The 17,520-nt window shown below is 69.9% G+C and carries 13 protein-coding genes and 1 pseudogene; 4 read left to right on the forward strand and 10 right to left on the reverse strand.

Annotation, left to right across the window (positions count from 1 at the left end; all coding sequences use genetic code 11):
- Positions 1–376: 376 nt before the first annotated feature.
- The 4 genes and pseudogenes from ABZ396_RS38630 to ABZ396_RS38645 all read right to left on the reverse strand — a co-directional run.
- Positions 377–2,062, reverse strand: coding sequence for a ribonuclease J (locus ABZ396_RS38630; RefSeq protein WP_358926535.1), 1,686 nt, complete (start codon positions 2,060–2,062; stop codon positions 377–379).
- 156 nt (positions 2,063–2,218) lie between these two features.
- Positions 2,219–3,118 carry a 4-hydroxy-tetrahydrodipicolinate synthase gene (dapA, locus tag ABZ396_RS38635; protein WP_358926534.1) on the reverse strand — a complete coding sequence of 300 codons (900 nt, stop codon included), beginning with the start codon at positions 3,116–3,118 and terminating at the stop codon, positions 2,219–2,221.
- A gap of 235 nt (positions 3,119–3,353) precedes the next feature.
- Positions 3,354–4,583, reverse strand: coding sequence for an FAD-dependent thymidylate synthase (thyX, locus tag ABZ396_RS38640; RefSeq protein ID WP_358926536.1), 1,230 nt, complete (start codon positions 4,581–4,583; stop codon positions 3,354–3,356).
- Positions 4,563–4,853, reverse strand: a pseudogene (locus ABZ396_RS38645) (FAD-dependent thymidylate synthase); the annotation flags it as partial. The pseudogene ABZ396_RS38645 and the gene thyX, both read right to left, overlap by 21 nt.
- A 224-nt stretch (positions 4,854–5,077) precedes the next feature.
- Here ABZ396_RS38645 and ABZ396_RS38650 point away from each other — a divergent pair.
- Positions 5,078–5,314 (forward strand): hypothetical protein, encoded by a 237-nt coding sequence (locus ABZ396_RS38650; protein WP_358926533.1) that lies wholly within the window; start codon positions 5,078–5,080, stop codon positions 5,312–5,314.
- Between the two features lie 90 nt (positions 5,315–5,404).
- The gene (locus ABZ396_RS38655) at positions 5,405–5,959 is read left to right on the forward strand and encodes a phage holin family protein (RefSeq protein ID WP_358926532.1); all 555 of its coding nucleotides are present in this window, start codon (positions 5,405–5,407) and stop codon (positions 5,957–5,959) included.
- Between the two features lie 76 nt (positions 5,960–6,035).
- Here ABZ396_RS38655 and ABZ396_RS38660 read toward each other — a convergent pair whose 3' ends face one another.
- The 5 genes from ABZ396_RS38660 to rpsO form a co-directional block, all read right to left on the reverse strand.
- Complete coding sequence (locus ABZ396_RS38660) at positions 6,036–6,488, reverse strand: hypothetical protein (RefSeq protein WP_358926531.1); 453 nt, start codon at positions 6,486–6,488, stop codon at positions 6,036–6,038.
- A 15-nt stretch (positions 6,489–6,503) separates the two neighbouring features.
- A complete protein-coding gene (dapB, locus tag ABZ396_RS38665; protein WP_358926530.1) occupies positions 6,504–7,256 on the reverse strand; it encodes a 4-hydroxy-tetrahydrodipicolinate reductase in 753 nt (250 codons plus the stop codon).
- A 23-nt stretch (positions 7,257–7,279) separates the two neighbouring features.
- Positions 7,280–8,659: a pitrilysin family protein gene (locus tag ABZ396_RS38670; RefSeq protein ID WP_358926529.1), complete on the reverse strand. Its 1,380-nt coding sequence runs from the start codon at positions 8,657–8,659 to the stop codon at positions 7,280–7,282.
- Positions 8,656–10,893, reverse strand: a complete 2,238-nt coding sequence (locus ABZ396_RS38675; protein ID WP_358926528.1) for a polyribonucleotide nucleotidyltransferase — start codon at positions 10,891–10,893, stop codon at positions 8,656–8,658. The genes ABZ396_RS38670 and ABZ396_RS38675 overlap by 4 nt, the downstream gene beginning before the upstream one ends.
- Positions 10,894–11,234: 341 nt before the next feature.
- On the reverse strand, positions 11,235–11,522 hold the full coding sequence (rpsO, locus tag ABZ396_RS38680; RefSeq protein WP_004924725.1) for a 30S ribosomal protein S15: 288 nt from the start codon (positions 11,520–11,522) through the stop codon (positions 11,235–11,237).
- A gap of 283 nt (positions 11,523–11,805) precedes the next feature.
- On the opposite strand from rpsO, the gene ABZ396_RS38685 reads away from it, so the two are divergent.
- Together ABZ396_RS38685 and ABZ396_RS38690 are read left to right on the forward strand one after the other, a co-directional pair.
- Positions 11,806–12,099 (forward strand): DUF397 domain-containing protein, encoded by a 294-nt coding sequence (locus ABZ396_RS38685; RefSeq protein ID WP_123973668.1) that lies wholly within the window; start codon positions 11,806–11,808, stop codon positions 12,097–12,099.
- Between the two features lie 850 nt (positions 12,100–12,949).
- Complete coding sequence (locus ABZ396_RS38690; RefSeq protein ID WP_358926527.1) at positions 12,950–16,411, forward strand: SCO5717 family growth-regulating ATPase; 3,462 nt, start codon at positions 12,950–12,952, stop codon at positions 16,409–16,411.
- 100 nt (positions 16,412–16,511) lie between these two features.
- Here ABZ396_RS38690 and ABZ396_RS38695 read toward each other — a convergent pair whose 3' ends face one another.
- A complete protein-coding gene (locus ABZ396_RS38695) occupies positions 16,512–17,462 on the reverse strand; it encodes a bifunctional riboflavin kinase/FAD synthetase (protein WP_358926526.1) in 951 nt (316 codons plus the stop codon).
- Between the last annotated feature and the right edge of the window lie 58 nt (positions 17,463–17,520).

Genomic DNA, 17,520 nt, shown 5'->3' on the forward strand with positions numbered 1-17,520 from the left:
CTGGCGTTGACTTTTGGCACGCTGTTGAGTTCTCAAGGAACGGACGCTTCCTTTGTACTCACCCTCTCGGGCTTTCCTCCGGGCTTCCCTTCGGTCTTGCGTTTCCGACTCTATCAGACCGTTTTCCGATCCGATTTCCTCGGCGCCTTCCAGGTTCACGCTCTCGCGTTTCCCTTTCCGGCGATTCCGACTTTATCAGAAGTTCTGAGTCGGAATTTCCACCCGGTCCGGGGCAACCGGATCCAGTCGATGAAGCACTGGGGTTCCCGGCTGGGCGGAGCCGTAAACCTACTGGAGCGGGCCGCCTCGATGCAAATCGAGGCGGCCCGCTCCAGGTTCAGACGTACGAGGGGCCGTTCACGGCGTCGTACTGGGGTCAGACCTCCACGACGACCGGGAGGATCATCGGCCTGCGGCGATACGTGTCCGAGACCCACTTGCCGAGGGTCCGGCGGATGAGTTGCTGCAGCTGGTGAGGCTCCACGACCCCGTCCTGGGCCGAGCGTTCCAGGACCTCCGAGATCTTCGGGACGACGTCCGCGAACGCCGAGTCGTCGATGCCGGAGCCGCGGGCCTGGACATACGGGCCGCCCGTGATCTTGCCGGTGGAGGCGTCGACCACGACGAAGACCGAGATGATGCCCTCGTCGCCGAGGATCTTGCGGTCCTTCAGGGCCGGCTCGCCGACGTCGCCGACGGAGAGACCGTCGACGTACACATAGCCCGCCTGCACCTTGCCGGAGATCTTGGCCTTGCCTTCGACCAGGTCGACGACCACACCGTCCTCAGCGATGACGATGCGGTCGTGCGGGATGCCCGTCAAGGCGCCGAGTTCGGCGTTGGCGCGCAGATGGCGCCATTCGCCGTGGACCGGCATCAGGTTCTTCGGCCGGCAGATGTTGTAGAAGTACAGCAGTTCGCCGGCGGAGGCATGGCCGGAAACATGCACCTTGGCGTTGCCCTTGTGGATGACGTTGGCGCCCCAGCGGGTCAAGCCGTTGATGACGCGGTAGACCGCGTTCTCGTTTCCGGGGATCAGGGAGGACGCCAGGATGACCGTGTCGCCGTCGACGATCCGGATCTGGTGGTCGCGGTTGGCCATCCGGGACAGGGCGGCCATCGGTTCGCCCTGGGAGCCCGTGCAGACCAGGACCACCTGGCTGTCCGGGAGGTCGTCGAGGGTCTTGACGTCGACGACGAGACCCGGCGGGACCTTGAGATAGCCCAGGTCCCGCGCGATGCCCATGTTGCGGACCATGGAGCGGCCGACGAAGGCGACCCGGCGGCCGGACTCGTGGGCCGCGTCCAGGATCTGCTGGATGCGGTGGACATGGCTGGCGAAGCTCGCCACGATGATCCGCTTGCGGGCGCCGCCGAAGACCTGGCGCAGGACGCTGGAGATGTCCCGCTCGTGCGGGGTGAAGCCGGGGACCTCGGCGTTGGTGGAGTCACTGAGGAGAAGGTCGATTCCCTCCTCGCTCAGCCGTGCGAACGCGTGGAGATCCGTCAGACGGTTGTCCAGCGGGAGCTGGTCCATCTTGAAGTCGCCGGTGTGCACCACCATGCCGGCCGGGGTGCGGATGGCCACGGCCAGCGCGTCCGGGATGGAGTGGTTGACGGCGATGAACTCGCAGTCGAAGGGGCCGATGCGCTCGCGCTGGCCCTCCGCCACTTCCAGGGTGTACGGGCGGATGCGGTGCTCCTGGAGCTTCGCCTCGATGAGGGCGAGGGTCAGCTTGGAGCCGATGAGCGGGATGTCCGGCTTCTCGCGGAGCAGGAAGGGGACGGCGCCGATGTGGTCTTCATGGCCGTGGGTGAGGACGATGCCCTCGATGTCGTCGAGACGGTCCCGGACGGACGTGAAGTCCGGGAGGATCAGGTCGATTCCGGGCTGCTCCTCCTCGGGGAAGAGCACGCCGCAGTCGACGATCAGCAGACGGCCGCCGTACTCGAAGACGGTCATGTTTCGGCCGATCTCGCCGAGCCCGCCGAGCGGGGTGACGCGGAGGGCGCCTTCGGGGAGCTGGGGCGGCGGGCCGAGTTCAGGATGCGGATGACTCAAAAGACTCTCCTCACCACGCACGCCACGTACCGGTCGGGCACGTGGCGTGCGTGACGTTCGTGCATAAGCAGTTGTCGTTGTGGGATGCGGGCACCGGTGTCCCGCCTTATTCAGTTGTTAAGCCTTGCTACGCGGACGTCCGCGCGAAGTCTGTTGTCAGAGCTGTACCCCGCCGGCACCAAGATCGATCTTGAGCTGGGCGATCTCCTCGGCCGAACATTCGACCATGGGGGCGCGCAGGGGCCCGGCGGGCAGCCCTTGGAGGGCCAGCGCGGCCTTGGTCGTCATGACGCCCTGGGTGCGGAACACGCCGGTGTAGACCGGGAGCAGCTTCTGGTGGATCTCCGCGGCCTTCTGCACGTCGCCGGAGGTGAAGGCCTCGACGAGGGTCCTGAGGTCCGGGGTGACCACATGGCCGACGACCGAGACGAAGCCGACGGCGCCCACGGAGAGCAGCGGCAGGTTCAGCATGTCGTCGCCGGAGTACCAGGCGAGGCCGGACTGGGCGATGGCCCAGCTCGCGCGGCCGAGGTCGCCCTTGGCGTCCTTGTTGGCGACGATCCTCGGGTGCTCGGCCAGGCGGACGAACGTCTCGGTGTTGATCGGGACGCCGCTGCGGCCGGGGATGTCGTAGAGCATGACAGGCAGCCCGGTGGCGTCGGCGACGGTCGTGAAGTGCCGGTACAGGCCCTCCTGCGGCGGCTTGTTGTAGTACGGCGTGACGACCAGCAGGCCGTGGGCGCCGTCGCGCTCGGCCTGGCGGGCCAGTTCGATGCTGTGGTGGGTGTCGTTGGTGCCGACCCCGGCCACGACGTGGGCGCGGTCGCCGACCGCCTCCACCACGGCTCGCACGAGATCCGATTTCTCCGCATCGCTGGTGGTGGGGGACTCGCCGGTGGTGCCATTGATGATCAGGCCGTCGTTGCCTGCGTCCACCAGGTGGCCGGCGAGCCGCTGCGCGCCGTCGAGGTCGAGTGCGCCGTCCGCCGTGAAGGGCGTGACCATGGCGGTGAGGACCCGCCCGAAGGGGGTCTGCGGAGTGGAGGTCGGAGCCATGGGTTACACGCTACTCGGTGCTCACGGCACGGTCTGCCCTTGGGGGGCGGGGAAAGTCCGGACAAATGCGGAGCCCGGCACTGCCTGCTCGGGGGTTCAAGCAGTGCCGGGTCCGTTTGATCAGGCTAGATGAACTTCACTAAATGCCGCAATACGGACACCTCGCGAGGCTGATCCGTACATCTGTGCCGAGCACGACAAGACGCGCGACAACACGCACGACAGGTCGGCCGGGTTACGGCGCGACGCGGCCGTTGGCGTTGAAGGCGGCGTAGGTGAGCGGCATGAGCCTGGCCCACTCCGCCTCCATCTTCTCGCCGACCATCTCGATCTCCCGCTGCGGGAAGGACGGCACCTTGGCCAGCTCGTGCTGGGTGCGCAGGCCGAGGAAGTGCATCAGGGAGCGGGCGTTGCAGGTGGCGTACATCGAGGAGAAGAGGCCGACGGGCAGGGTGGCGCGGGCAACCTCGCGGGCGATACCGGCCGCCAGCATCTCCTGGTACGCGGCGTAGGACTGCCGGTAGGACTCCTCCATCGCGGCGGCGACGGCCCCGTGCTGTTCGGCAGTGCCATGGACAAACTCGTACCTGCCGGGGCGTCCCTGCTGAATCAGCTTGCGGTCCTCGCCGGGAACGTAGAAGACCGGTTGGAGCTCGCGGTAGCGTCCGGACTCCTCGTTGTACGAATTGTGTACGACAAAACCGTCCGCGATGAAGTTGTGGTGCGGCGGCGGCATCGAGATGTCGTAGGTCATCTCCTCCCCGTCGGGGACGACGGAGAGGACGCCCTCCCAGCGCACACCGTTCTGAAGGGCGCGGCGGCGCGCTCCGATCGGCACGCCTTCGCTGTGGGTCTTCCGCTGGTGACACGATTTGCAGGCCGGTCGCAGGTTCGAGACGTCGAGTGCCTTGGCCAGATCGGCATCCACCGGGACGACGTGATCCAGCTCCAGGTCCTTGGCCTCGAACTTCTCGTCGCAGATGTAGCAGAGGTCCATAGGCGCGACGAGCTTGGCTCGCTGCTCGGTGGTCCAGATCTGAATGCCCTCACGCAGGCGCTTCGGGATGCCCACCTGCTCTCCGACCCCCCCGCGGCCCAGCCGCCCGACCCGGTCACCGACGCGCAGGTCGCCGGCGCGAACCCAGCCATCGGGCGTCCAGACACGGTGGTCCGCGGTGCACCGCAGAGCCTTGCCGTTCGTTGTCGACACCTTGAGGACCGGTTTCACGCCAGACTCGAAAACGTCAACCACGGGCGCCTTCTCCGCCAACCCGGTCTCCAGGTTGATGGTGTCGGCGAGGAGGTTCTCGCAGGACTTCAGCCTGCGCGTACGCCCCATGGAATCGGGCACACCGATCTTCCAGTCGCGATAGACGTCCGCGATGCGTTTGGCTTTGCCGTTCTTGCTGGTGCCGACACGGATCATGGTGTCCCCCGGCAGGCACCATCCGACGCGGTGGCGCATGAACTCGCGGAAGACGAAGATCGGGGCGCTGATGAAGAACGTCATCGAGTTGTGCTCGAAGGGGCTGCCGTGCCGGTCCCGCATCAGGTAGTTGATCAGGCCCTTGGAGCGCTCCGGGTCCTTCTTCAGCTCGTCCAGGGACTGCTCGCCGGCGGTCGAGACTCGGGCGGCCCACAGCACGTCGGAGTCGGCCGCGCTGTGCTTGACCAGCTCGACGGTGACATCGCTCCGGAAACTGGGCTTGGGGTCGTCGGCGGGGGTGTCGGTCACGGCTCGGAGGGTCCTTCCATCACTTCTCTCGGGCGGCGCCCACTCTACGGCCCGGCACCGACATCGGGGCGTTCGGTGCCGGGGCGCGACATCCTCGGCCAACTTCGGTGAAGTCCTGTGAATTCGGGGCAACCGGGCACCTTTCGCATCGTTCGCTCGTCTGTGTTGGTGAGAGCGATTCGTTCGATCGCTGCCCCCCTCAGTTCCCGAGAGGAGACGCCTCGATGTTCCGTCGGCGCGAACCCGTGCCGTTCGCCTTCCTCGCCGAAGCCGACAGTTTCCGCAGCAATGTCACTCCCCCGCCCCGTCAGCGGCCGTCCGTGAGTCAGATAGCCGGGCGATGGCTGCTCGGGCTCACCATCGTGGCGGGCGTGGTGGGCTCCCTGGTCCTGGGCATGCCGGCGCTGTCCACGCCGTCCAACACGCAGACCCAGCAGTCGCAGGCCTCTCAGGGGCACTGACTCTTCCGGCCCCCCGTGAGTGGTGAGCGGGGACACGGGCGGATAGCCTCACCGGGCACAGCCCATGCATGGATTGAGTGAGGACCAGCCGTGCCCCTGCCCTTCCTGACGGCCGACCGCGCCTACGACGCGGCACTCGACGACCCCCTGCCGTACGACGACCGGGACCGCTGGCGGCGCCCCTACCGGCCCGGGCCGTGGCGTGTGGGCGGCGCCGCCCTGTGGCTGCTGCTCGCCTCGTTCGTGCTGTTCGCGGCGGTCGCGCTGGCCCTGACCGGCTCGCTGTCCTCCGCCGGGGCGGTCCTCGGCGTCGCGCTGCTGATCATCGCCGCCGCGCTGCGGATACTGCGCATGGGTGTGTGGGTGAGCGCGCGCGGAGTGCGCCAGGTCGGTCTGCTGTACACGCGGACAGTGCCCTGGAATCGGGTCGTCTCGGTGCGCACGGCGCAGCAGCCGGTCCGCTGGCTGGGGCTGCCGCGCACGGTGCAGGGGCAGGCACTGACACTCGTACGCAAGGACCGGTCGCCGGAGGACACGGAGCCGCTGCTGACCACGCACGGGATGGACTTCCTGGGCCGGGGGTCGGCCTTCGACCATGCGGCGGACGCGGTGGAGGCGTGGGCGGCGGAGTACCGGCGCGGCTGAGACACGTCCAGCGACACGCAGCAGGGGCAGGCCCGCACGACGCGGGCCTGCCCCTGCTGCGTATGCGGGGCACCGCTCAGGCCTCCACCGGCCTGCCGTCGTGCAGGGCGATGGCGCGCTGCATCGCCTTGCGTGCGCGCGGGGTGTCGCGGGCGTCGTGGTAGGCGACGGCCAGCCGGAACCAACTGCGCCAGTCCTCGGGAGCGGTCTCGGTCTCGGCCTTGCGCTTGGCAAAGACCTCGTCGGCGGAGTCCCGGTCGATGCGGCCGCCGGGTGTGCGCTTCAGTTCGTCCACGGGCAGGCCGCCCTCGGCGTCGAGTTCGGCGGCGAGGGCGTTGGCCTTGCGGACGAACTGGGTGTTCTTCCACAGGAACCACAGGCCGATGACTGGCAGGATCAGCACCGCCACCCCGAAGGTGACGGTGAGGGCCGTGCCGGTCTGGATGAGCATCACGCCCCGGCTGCCGACCAGGACGAAGTAGAAGACCAGGACGGCGGCCGTCAGGGCGTAGGAGAGCTTCGCGCGCATGTCAGAGGTCTCGTATCAGCCCAGGTCCAGGAAGTTTTCCAGGCCGAAGGTCAGGCCCGGAGTGGTGACCACGCGGCGGGCGCCGAGCAGGATGCCCGGCATGAAGCTGCTGTGGTGGAGGGAGTCGTGGCGGATGGTGAGGGTCTCGCCCTCGCCGCCCAGCAGGACCTCCTGGTGGGCCAGGAGACCGCGCAGGCGGACGGCGTGGACGGGGATCCCGTCGACGTCGGCGCCGCGCGCGCCGTCCAGCGCCGTCACCGTGGCGTCCGGGGCCGGGGCGATGCCTGCCGAGCGGCGGGCCTCGGCGATGAGCTGGGCGGTGCGGGTGGCGGTGCCGGAGGGGGCGTCGACCTTGTTCGGGTGGTGGAGTTCGACGACCTCCACCGACTCGAAGTAGGGCGCTGCGATCTGGGCGAACTTCATCGTCAGCACGGCGCCGATGGAGAAGTTCGGGGCGATGAGGACGCCGGTCTCCGGGGACTGGTCCAGCCAGCCCTTGAGCTGCGTGAGGCGCTCGTCGGTCCAGCCCGTGGTGCCGACGACGGCGTGGATGCCGTGGCGCACGCAGAAGTCGAGGTTGCCCATCACCGAGGCGGGGGTGGTCAGTTCGACCGCGACCTGGGCACCGGACTCGGCCAGCGCCTCCAGCTTGTCGCCCCGGCCGAGGGCGGCGACCAGCTCCATGTCCTCGGCGGCCTTGACCGCCCTGACCGCCTCGGACCCGATACGGCCCTTGGCCCCGAGGACCGCCACGCGCAGCTTGCTCATCTTCGTTCCTTACCGGTGGTGTGTCAGGCGACGGCGTCGTGCAGGCGTGCGGCCTGTTTGTCCTTGAGCGGGCCGATGACCGACAGCGACGGGCGCTGTCCCAGGATGTCGCGGGCGACGGAGCGGACGTCGTCCGGGGTCACCGCGGCTATCCGGGCCAGCATGTCGTCGACGGACATCTGCTCGCCCCAGCACAGCTCGCTCTTGCCGATACGGTTCATCAGCGCACCGGTGTCCTCCAGGCCGAGCACCGTGGAGCCCTGGAGCTGGCCGATGGCACGGCCGATCTCCTCGTCGGGCAGGCCGTGCTCGGCAACCTGGTCCAGTTCGTCCCGGCAGATCTTGAGGACGTCGTGGACCTGCGAGGGCCGGCAGCCGGCGTACAGGCCGAACAGGCCGCAGTCGGCGAAGCCCGAGGTGTAGGAGTACACGCTGTAGGCCAGGCCGCGCTTCTCGCGGACCTCCTGGAAGAGCCGGGAGGACATGCCCCCGCCGAGGGCGGTGTTGAGTACACCGAGGGCCCAGCGGCGGTCGTCGGTGCGGGCCAGGCCGGGCATGCCGAGGACGACGTGTGCCTGTTCGGTCTTGCGGCCGAGGAGTTCGACGCGTCCGGCGGTGCGGATGCTGCGGCTGCCGTCGCGCGGGCCGATGGGGGCCGCCTCGGCGGTCCTGAAGGCGCCGGCCTTGTCGAAGGCCGCGCGGACCTGTCGTACGACCTTGTTGTGGTCGATGTTGCCGGCGGCCGCGACCACCAGGTGGGTGGGGTCGTAGTGCTTCTTGTAGAAGCGGCGGATGCGGTCTGCGGTGAGGGCGTTGACCGTGTCGACCGTGCCGAGGACGGGACGGCCGAGGGCGTTGTCGCCGAACATGGTGTGTGCGAACAGGTCGTGCACGCAGTCGCCCGGGTCGTCCTCGGTCATGGCGATCTCTTCGAGGATCGCGCCCCGCTCGACGTTGACGTCCTCTTCGAGGATGAGCGAGCCGGTCAGCATGTCGCAGACGACGTCAATGGCGAGCGGCAGGTCGGTGTCGAGCACGCGCGCGTAGTAGCACGTGTACTCCTTCGCCGTGAACGCGTTCATCTCGCCGCCGACCGCGTCGATGGCGGAGGAGATGTCCAGGGCGGAGCGGCGCGTGGTGCCCTTGAAGAGGAGGTGCTCCAGATAGTGCGTGGCGCCGTTCAGGGACGGGGTCTCGTCGCGGGAGCCGACGTGGGCCCAGATGCCGAAGGTCGCGGAGCGCACGGAGGGCAACGTCTCGGTGACGATGCGCAGGCCGCCGGGGAGGGTGGTCTTGCGGACCGTGCCGATGCCGTTCTGGCCCTTGATCAGGGTTTGGGTACGGGCGACGGCCCGCGCCTCCGAAGAGGTGCGGGCCGTCGTCGTGGAGCTGCTCGACGTCACTTGTCGGTGTCGTCCTTTGCGTCCTCGTCGGAGCCTGCGGCGGAGTCGTCAGCCTCGCCCTCGATCACGGGGATCAGGGAGAGCTTGCCGCGGGAGTCGATCTCGGCGATCTCGACCTGGACCTTGTGGCCCACGCCGAGGACGTCCTCGACGTTCTCCACGCGCTTGCCGCCGGCCAGCTTGCGGATCTGCGAGATGTGCAGCAGACCGTCCTTGCCGGGCAGCAGGGAGATGAAGGCACCGAAGGTGGTCGTCTTCACGACCGTACCCAGGTAGCGCTCGCCGACCTCGGGCATCGTCGGGTTGGCGATGCTGTTGATCGTGGCGCGGGCGGCCTCGGCGGCCGGGCCGTCGGAGGCACCGATGTAGATCGTGCCGTCGTCCTCGATGGTGATCTCGGCGCCGGTGTCCTCCTGGATCTGGTTGATCATCTTGCCCTTGGGGCCGATGACCTCGCCGATCTTGTCGACCGGGATCTTCACGGTGATGATCCGCGGCGCGTTCGGGGACATCTCGTCCGGCTTGTCGATCGCTTCCATCATCACGTCGAGGATGTGGAGGCGGGCGTCCCGGGCCTGCTTGAGGGCGGCGGCCAGGACGGAGGCCGGGATGCCGTTCAGCTTGGTGTCGAGCTGGAGGGCGGTCACGAACTCCTTGGTGCCGGCGACCTTGAAGTCCATGTCGCCGAAGGCGTCCTCGGCACCGAGGATGTCGGTGAGGGTGACGTAGTGCGTCTCGCCCTCGATCTCCTGCGAGATCAGGCCCATGGCGATACCGGCGACGGGGGCCTTGAGCGGCACACCGGCGTTCAGCAGCGACATGGTGGAGGCGCAGACGGAACCCATGGACGTCGAGCCGTTGGAGCTGAGGGCCTCGGACACCTGGCGGATCGCGTAGGGGAACTCCTCGCGGGTCGGCAGGACCGGGACCAGGGCGCGCTCGGCGAGGGCGCCGTGGCCGATCTCGCGCCGCTTCGGGGAGCCGACACGGCCGGTCTCGCCGGTGGAGTACGGCGGGAAGTTGTAGTTGTGCATGTAGCGCTTGCGGGTCACCGGGGAAAGGGTGTCCAGCTGCTGCTCCATACGGAGCATGTTGAGGGTGGTGACGCCCAGGATCTGGGTCTCGCCACGCTCGAAGAGCGCCGAGCCGTGCACGCGCGGGATGGCCTCGACCTCGGCGGCCAGGGTGCGGATGTCGGTGACACCGCGGCCGTCGATGCGCTTCTTCTCCTTGATGACGCGCTCACGGACCAGCTGCTTGGTCAGCGAACGGTACGCGGCGGAGATCTCCTTCTCGCGGCCCTCGAACTCCGGGAGGAGCTTCTCGGCGGCCAGACCCTTGACGCGGTCCAGCTCGGCCTCGCGCTCCTGCTTGCCGGCGATCGTCAGCGCGGAGGCGAGCTCCGGGCGGACGGCGGCGGCCAGCGCCTCCAGGATGTCGTCCTGGTAGTCGAGGAAGATCGGGAACTCGCCGGTCGGCTTGGCGGCCTTCGCGGCGAGGTCGGCCTGAGCCTTGCACAGGACCTTGATGAAGGGCTTCGCGGCCTCCAGACCGGAGGCGACGACCTCCTCGGTCGGCGCCTCGGCGCCGCCCTTGACCAGCTGGATGGTCTTGTCGGTGGCCTCGGCCTCGACCATCATGATCGCGACGTCGCCGTCCTCCAGGGCGCGGCCCGCGACGACCATGTCGAAGACGGCGTCCTCGAGCTCGGAGTGCGTCGGGAAGGCCACCCACTGGCCGTTGATCAGTGCGACGCGGACGCCGCCGATCGGGCCGGAGAAGGGCAGACCGGCCAGCTGGGTGGACGCGGACGCGGCGTTGATCGCGACGACGTCGTACAGGTGGTCGGGGTTGAGCGCCATGATGGTGGCGACGACCTGGATCTCGTTGCGCAGGCCCTTCTTGAAGGACGGGCGCAGCGGGCGGTCGATCAGTCGGCAGGTGAGGATCGCGTCCTCGGAGGGACGGCCCTCACGGCGGAAGAAGCTGCCGGGGATCTTGCCGGCGGCGTACATCCGCTCCTCGACGTCCACCGTGAGGGGGAAGAAGTCGAGCTGGTCCTTGGGGTTCTTGGAGGCGGTGGTGGCCGACAGCACCATGGTGTCGTCGTCCAGGTACGCCACGGCGGAGCCGGCGGCCTGCTTGGCCAGGCGGCCCGTCTCGAAGCGGATGGTGCGGGTGCCGAAGGTGCCGTTGTCGATGACGGCCTCGGCGTAGTGGGTCTCGTTCTCCACTAGCGTTTTCTCCGTTACTTGTCGTCTTTCGTCCCTCGCAGCCCGTGTGGCGGGGGGACGGTTACGGAGAAGCGCGCCGTGCTGTGCGGGCCGGTCTTCGATCGAAGCACCCGGGGCTCGCTTCCCCCCGGGGGCCACTACCGAGGACCGGCGGCGGCTTAGGTGCGCTTCTCCTCGTTCTGTGTCGTACGCCGTGGTTCTCGGACGTACGTCTTTCTGTGTCGTGCGTAGTGCGTTGTGCTACCACACTACAAAGCGTGAGTGACACTCCGCACGTTTCCGCACGTACGGCAAAGGGAGCGGCCCCGGGTCTCTCCGGGAACCGCTCCCTCCACGGCGTCCTACTTGGCGCCCGCCGCACCGCGGCGGATGCCCAGGCGGTCGACCAGCGCACGGAAGCGCTGGATGTCCTTCTTCGCCAGGTACTGCAGGAGGCGACGGCGCTGACCGACCAGGATCAGCAGACCACGACGGGAGTGGTGGTCGTGCTTGTGGGTCTTGAGGTGCTCCGTCAGGTCGGAGATCCGACGGGAGAGCAGAGCGACCTGGACCTCGGGGGAGCCGGTGTCACCCTCCTTGGTACCGAACTCGGAGATGATCTGCTTCTTCACTGCGGCGTCGAGCGACACGCGTACTCCTCATAGTCTGTGAGTGCCCGCCGAGTGCCCCCGGTCTTCATCGCGGGGGAGCTTCCACAACTCGGGAGGCGGAGATCCGCTGGGCGCTGCCTCCAGGGTCCACGGGGGACTCCGGGGGTGCGTACACAAACGGCCGTCGTCCAGGGTACCAGTGCCGATGGGCGGCTCTGTCCTGGTGATGCAGCAGGAACGACGAGACGGCCAAAGGCAGCACGACCGCCAGTAGTGTGGCGGTCACAGCGTACGTACGTCATCGGGAAGGGGTCGCCGCGGGATGAGCGAGACGGCTGAGGAGATGAAGGCGCGCAAGGAGCGGGAACGGGACGAGCTCTACGCGCTCGACATCTCGGGCGTCGAGTGGCACTGCGCGCCCGGCACCGAGCAGGACGAGGAGCGGGTCGAGATCGCCTACCTGCCCGAGGGTGCGGTGGCCATGCGGTCGTCGCTCGACCCGGACACCGTGCTGCGGTACACGGAGGCCGAGTGGCGTGCCTTCGTGCTGGGCGCGCGGGACGGTGAGTTCGACCTGGAGCCGAACGAGCGCAACGGCGGCCTGGCCGCCCAGTGACCGGCGGCCCGGTTGTGGGGCGGCGCGCGCGTGCCGCCCCACAACCGGGCTCAGCTCTCTGGGCGGTCCACAGCTTCTTGCCGGTGTTCAGGTCGACGAAGACGACCTCGTCACAGATGCCGGCGTCCTTGGTGCCCTCGCGCTTGCTCGGCTGCACCGCGACCGCGGTGCGGCCGTCGACGGTGACGTGGCCGCTGGTGGCGCAGAGGTGACCGTCCGGTGGGAGGGTCCAGGCCGTGTCGTCGACGCCGGGTTCTGTCTTGACGCCCACGATCCTGGTGCCGATGCCCTTGGCCACGGCCTTGCCGGCGGCCCAGATGTCTTCTCCGCTTCGCGTTGCGCGTACGGCAGAACTCGCGGGAAGGCTGCGGCGTTTGCCGTGCTCACCTCGTACTCGCCCGTCCCCCGTTGCATCCGGGCGCAATGTGCAGGTTTCCAGGGCCAGTTCCTCTGTGGTCACGCGAACACACGCTCACCTGTCCCCTCCGCCGCCGGGGGATCATGAACACGAGGCACGGTTCCAGAGCGGTCAACTGGTGCCCGAACTGACGGGTCTTGCCCGTTTTGTTCATCGATTGTTAGGCAATACGGAAGCTCTGCACAGCAGTTCCGGGCAGGGTGTGACCAGACGGACGTCCGCATTGAGACGGACGGGCCTGCCTAGGTCTGGCTCCTGGTGATTAGGCTGGGAGGGGGAGGCGCGACGTCGGACCGTGAACAAGGCGTCGGCGTCCCGAGGGGGAGAGCCGGTGGATCGGACTACCTCAAACGAATACGGATGCTGAGAACGACACGACATGGTCGTCGCGCCGGCACGGCATGAGGGTGCTCGACCACACCAGGAGGAACTGTGAGCAGCGATCGGGACGGGATCCGCGGGGGCTGGGCCACACCCGGCGATGACCAGCCCGACGCGGAGTCCCTCAATGAGATGACGGGCGAGTTCACCATCGACTACGCGCCGCCCGCCTGGTACACGCAGAACGCGGCGGGCGGCCCGGGAGGCGCCGACGGTTCCGGCGGGCCGGGGGCGGGTGCGGGTCCGGGGGCGGGTGCTTCGGGGTCCGGTGGCCAGTCCGGCACGGCGGGCGGAGCGGGGGCTCCGGGCTCCGGCTCCGGCTCCGGCTCCGGTACGACGCCTGCCGCGCAGCCCCGTTCACCATTCCCGCCGGGGGCGCCGATCCCCGGGCTGACTCCCCCTCCGCATGCCCAGCAGGGGGGCCAAACGGCCAGGCCCGGGGCACCGTTCGCGCCGCCGCCTCCGCCGCACGCGCCGGGGACTTCGCCGGCACCGGGTGCGCCGTTCACGCCGCCACCCACCTCGACTCCGGGTGCGCCGTTCACGCCGCCACCCACCGCCACGCCGGGAGCGCCCTTCACGCCACCGCCTGCTTCGGCGCCGGGTGCTCCGTCCGCGTCCGCGCCTGCCGCGAAGCCTGGGGCGCCCTTCACCCCGCCGCCCACGTCAACGCCCGGCGCTCCGTTCACTCCCGCGCCGACGTCAACGCCGGGGGCGCCGTTCACCCCACCGCCCGTCTCGACTCCGGGTGCGCCGTTCACCCCGCCGGCCACTGCCACGCCGGGGGCGCCGTTCACGCCGCCGGCCCCGAGCGCGGACGCGGGGACGCCGGCCGCTCCGCCTGAGCCGACCGCTAGGCCCGCCGTGCCGTTCACCCTGGCCGCACCGCCCGCAGACGGGGCGGCCGCCGTGCCGAAGTTGCCGGTCGGTTTCGAACCGCAGCGGCCTGCCGCCGAAGAACCGGCGCCGGAGCCCGAGCCGAGGAACGGCGACCTGGAGAGCGGGGCGACGATGCGGTTCTCCGCCGTCGCGCTGAAGCGTGACATTGCGGAGGTCGCCGAGCAGGCGGCCGCCCTCAGGAGCGCGGCCGCTGAGCCGAGTCTCGCCGAGAACGAAGCCGAAGAAGAGGAGCACGCGGCAGCCGACGACGTCGCGCTGCCGGTCGACTCCGACGACTCCGACGACCCCGAGATCGAGGACGCGGACGACTCGCAGCGCGCCGGCATCGACGTGATCGGTGCCGAGGACGAGGCGCCTCTCGACGAAGCCGATTCCAGCGGTACGGCCGAGACGGACGCACCCTCCGAGGAAGACGCCGAGGAGGACGAGCCCCAGGACGCGGTCGCCACCCCCGACGACGATGGCGAGAGTGACGGCGCCGACGACGAGACGCGCTCCGCGGCCGACGAAGTCGCCGACGCCGGAGCCGCCGAGGACACCGCCGAGCCCGAGGACACGCCCCCCGCGCCCCAGGACGCCGTAGCGGCCGCTCCCGCGCCGCAGGACGCGCCCCCGGCTCCCGAGGCCGCCGTGCCCACCGCCTGGGCTCCCCCGCCGACGCCGCCGGCCGTGGTGCCGCCGTTGCCGCCGTCCTATCAGCCCGCGGCCCCCGCACCCGCCGCCCAGTGGCCGGCCCAGCAGACGCCGTCGGAGCCGGCGCCCGGTCAGCCGCAGCCCCAGCCGAGGCCCACGCAGGGTCCCGCGGGCGTGCCCGGGCAGCAGCCCGCGTTCCAGCCGCAGGCACCGCAGCCCGCGCCCGCCGCGTGGAACCAGCCCCCGGCCCCGCAGCCGGGCACCCCCGCGCCGCCGCCGGCACCGGGCGGTTACGGCTTCCCCCAGCCCGGCGCCCAGCCCCCGGCCGCACAGCCGCAGCCCGCCGCCCCCGACGCACAGGGCGGTTACGGCTATCCCGGCGACCCCGTACCCCAGGCGCCCGCGCCAGGCGGTTACGGCTTCCCGCAGCCGGCCGCGCAGCCCCCGACGCCCCCGACGCCACCGGCCCAGCCCGGCGGCTACGGCTTCCCGCAGCCCGGCCGACAGCCGCAAGCCTCCCAGGACCCGCGCGCCGCCCAGCCCGGCCAGCCGCTCGCCGCGGCCCCGCACCCTGAGCAGGCACCGCAGGCCCCCCAGCCCCCGGTCGACCCGCGTGTCGGTGCCGCCTGGCCGCAGCCCATGCAGCACGACCAGCGGCAGATGACCAACCCCGGTGCCGCGCCCCTGGGTTACACCGCGGCCGTGGAGCTCTCCTCCGACCGGCTGCTCAACAAGAAGCAGAAGGCGAAGAGCGGCCGGCCCGCCGCCGCGTCCTCCCGGTTCAAGATCGGTGGGAAGAAGGAGGAGGCCGAGCGGCAGCGGAAGCTGGAGCTGATCCGCACGCCCGTGCTGTCCTGCTACCGGATAGCGGTGATCAGCCTCAAGGGCGGTGTCGGCAAGACCACCACGACCACCGCGCTCGGCTCGACCCTCGCCACCGAACGGCAGGACAAGATCCTCGCCATCGACGCCAACCCGGACGCCGGCACGCTCGGCCGCCGCGTGCGCCGCGAGACCGGCGCCACCATCCGTGACCTGGTCCAGGCGATCCCGTACCTCAACTCGTACATGGACATCCGGCGGTTCACGTCCCAGGCGGCGTCCGGCCTCGAGATCATCGCCAATGACGTCGACCCGGCCGTCTCGACCACGTTCAACGACGAGGACTACCGGCGCGCGATCGACGTCCTGGGCAAGCAGTACCCGATCATCCTCACCGACTCCGGCACCGGTCTGCTTTACAGCGCCATGCGCGGTGTGCTCGACCTCGCCGACCAGCTGATCATCATCTCGACGCCGTCGGTGGACGGTGCGAGCAGCGCCAGTACGACGCTGGACTGGCTGTCCGCGCACGGGTACGCCGATCTCGTCTCGAGGTCGATCACCGTGATCTCGGGGGTGCGCGATACCGGCAAGATGATCAAGGTCGAGGACATCGTGGCGCACTTCGAGACGCGCTGCCGGGGTGTCGTGGTCGTCCCCTTCGACGAGCATCTGTCCGCCGGTGCCGAGGTCGACCTCGACATGATGCGGCCGAAGGTGCGCGAGGCGTACTTCAACCTCGCGGCGATGGTCGCCGAGGACTTCGTACGACACCAGCAGATGCACGGCCTGTGGACCAGCGACGGCAACCCGCCGCCGGTCGCCGCCCCGCCAATGCCGGGCCAGCCGGTGCCGGGCCAGCAGTACGCCCCGCCGCCGGCTCCGGGCCAGCAGCAGCCGTACGCGCCGGGACAGCCGTACCCGCAGCAGCCGCAGCCGTACCCCCCGCAGCCCCAGCCCGGCGCCCAGCCGTACCCGCCGCAGCCGCCGGGCCAGCCGTATCCCCCGCAGCCGCAGGGCCAGCCCCAGCCCGGCTACGGCTATCCGCAGCCCGGCGTCCAGCCCCCCGCTCCCCCGGCGCCGCCAAGCGGCTACGGCTTCCCGCAGCAGCCGCCCCACCCCCAGGAACCGCCGCAGCCCCAGCCCCCGCAGCAGTAGCCGCAACGCCGAAGGGCGGCCGGTGCCTCACCGCACCGGCCGCCCTTCGGCGTATTAATAGGAAGTCTCTTTGCTGAACCCTCGTTGCTGAGCCCTCGGCTCAGGCGTCCTCGGCCGCCACCAGTTCCCGGCACCGCTTGACGTCCTCGGCCATCTGCTCCAACAGCGCGTCGAGCGAGTCGAACTTGGCCTGGCCGCGGACGTAGGCCAGGAAGTCGACGGCGACATGCAGGCCGTACAGGTCGAGGCCGACGCGGTCGATGGCGTACGCCTCCACCGTGCGTTCGGTGCCGTCGAACTGCGGGTTGGTGCCGACGGAGATCGCGGCCGGCATCACCTCGCCCTGGGCGTGCAGATAGCCGGCGTACACGCCGTCGGCGGGGATGGCGGTGTGCGGAAGGGTCTCCACGTTGGCGGTGGGGAAGCCCAGCTCGCGGCCGCGCTGGGCGCCGCGTACGACCACGCCCTCCACCCGGTGCGGGCGGCCCAGGATCTCGCGGGCGCCCGCGACGTCGCCCGCGGCGACCAGACGCCGGGTCAGGGTCGAGGAGAACGGCTCGCCGCCGCCCGCCTCTCCGCGCACGTACAGGTCGACGACCTCGACCTCGAAGTCGTACACCTTGCCCTGCTCGGTGAGGAACTCGACGTTGCCCGCGGCCTTGTGGCCGAAGCGGAAGTTGGGGCCCTCGACGACGGCCTTGGCGTGCAGCCTGTCGACCAGCACCTTGACCACGAACTCGGCGGGCGACAGCTTCGAGAACTCGGTGGTGAAGGGGAGGATCAGGACCGCGTCCACGCCCAGCTCCGCCATCAGCTCGGCGCGCCTGTGGTGCGGGGCGAGCAGCGGCGGGTGGCTGCCGGGGCGGACGACCTCGCTGGGATGCGGGTCGAAGGTGACGACGACCGCCGGAACGCCCAGCTCACGGGCGCGGTCCACGGCATGCCGGATGATCAGCTGGTGACCGCGGTGCACCCCGTCGTAAGAACCGATGGTGACGACGCTGCGCCCCCAGTCCTCGGGGATGTCCTCCAAGCCACGCCAGCGCTGCACTGTGACCGCTCCTCGAACCTGTGTCCGTTGTCCGTCTTACGCAGGTCTAAGGGTGCCA

This window comes from Streptomyces sp. NPDC005866 (assembly GCF_040629895.1).
In the GTDB taxonomy this organism is placed as follows: Bacteria; Actinomycetota; Actinomycetes; order Streptomycetales; family Streptomycetaceae; genus Streptomyces.

Excerpts from the sequence above, each read along its gene's own strand:
- dapA (WP_358926534.1), bottom strand. The coding sequence starts at position 3,118 with ATGGCTCCGACCTCCACTCCGCAGACCCCCTTCGGGCGGGTCCTCACC.
- thyX (WP_358926536.1), bottom strand. The coding sequence starts at position 4,583 with ATGCGCCACCGCGTCGGATGGTGCCTGCCGGGGGACACCATGATCCGT.
- ABZ396_RS38650 (WP_358926533.1), top strand. The coding sequence starts at position 5,078 with ATGTTCCGTCGGCGCGAACCCGTGCCGTTCGCCTTCCTCGCCGAAGCC.
- ABZ396_RS38660 (WP_358926531.1), bottom strand. The coding sequence starts at position 6,488 with ATGCGCGCGAAGCTCTCCTACGCCCTGACGGCCGCCGTCCTGGTCTTC.
- dapB (WP_358926530.1), bottom strand. The coding sequence starts at position 7,256 with ATGAGCAAGCTGCGCGTGGCGGTCCTCGGGGCCAAGGGCCGTATCGGG.
- ABZ396_RS38685 (WP_123973668.1), top strand. The coding sequence starts at position 11,806 with ATGAGCGAGACGGCTGAGGAGATGAAGGCGCGCAAGGAGCGGGAACGG.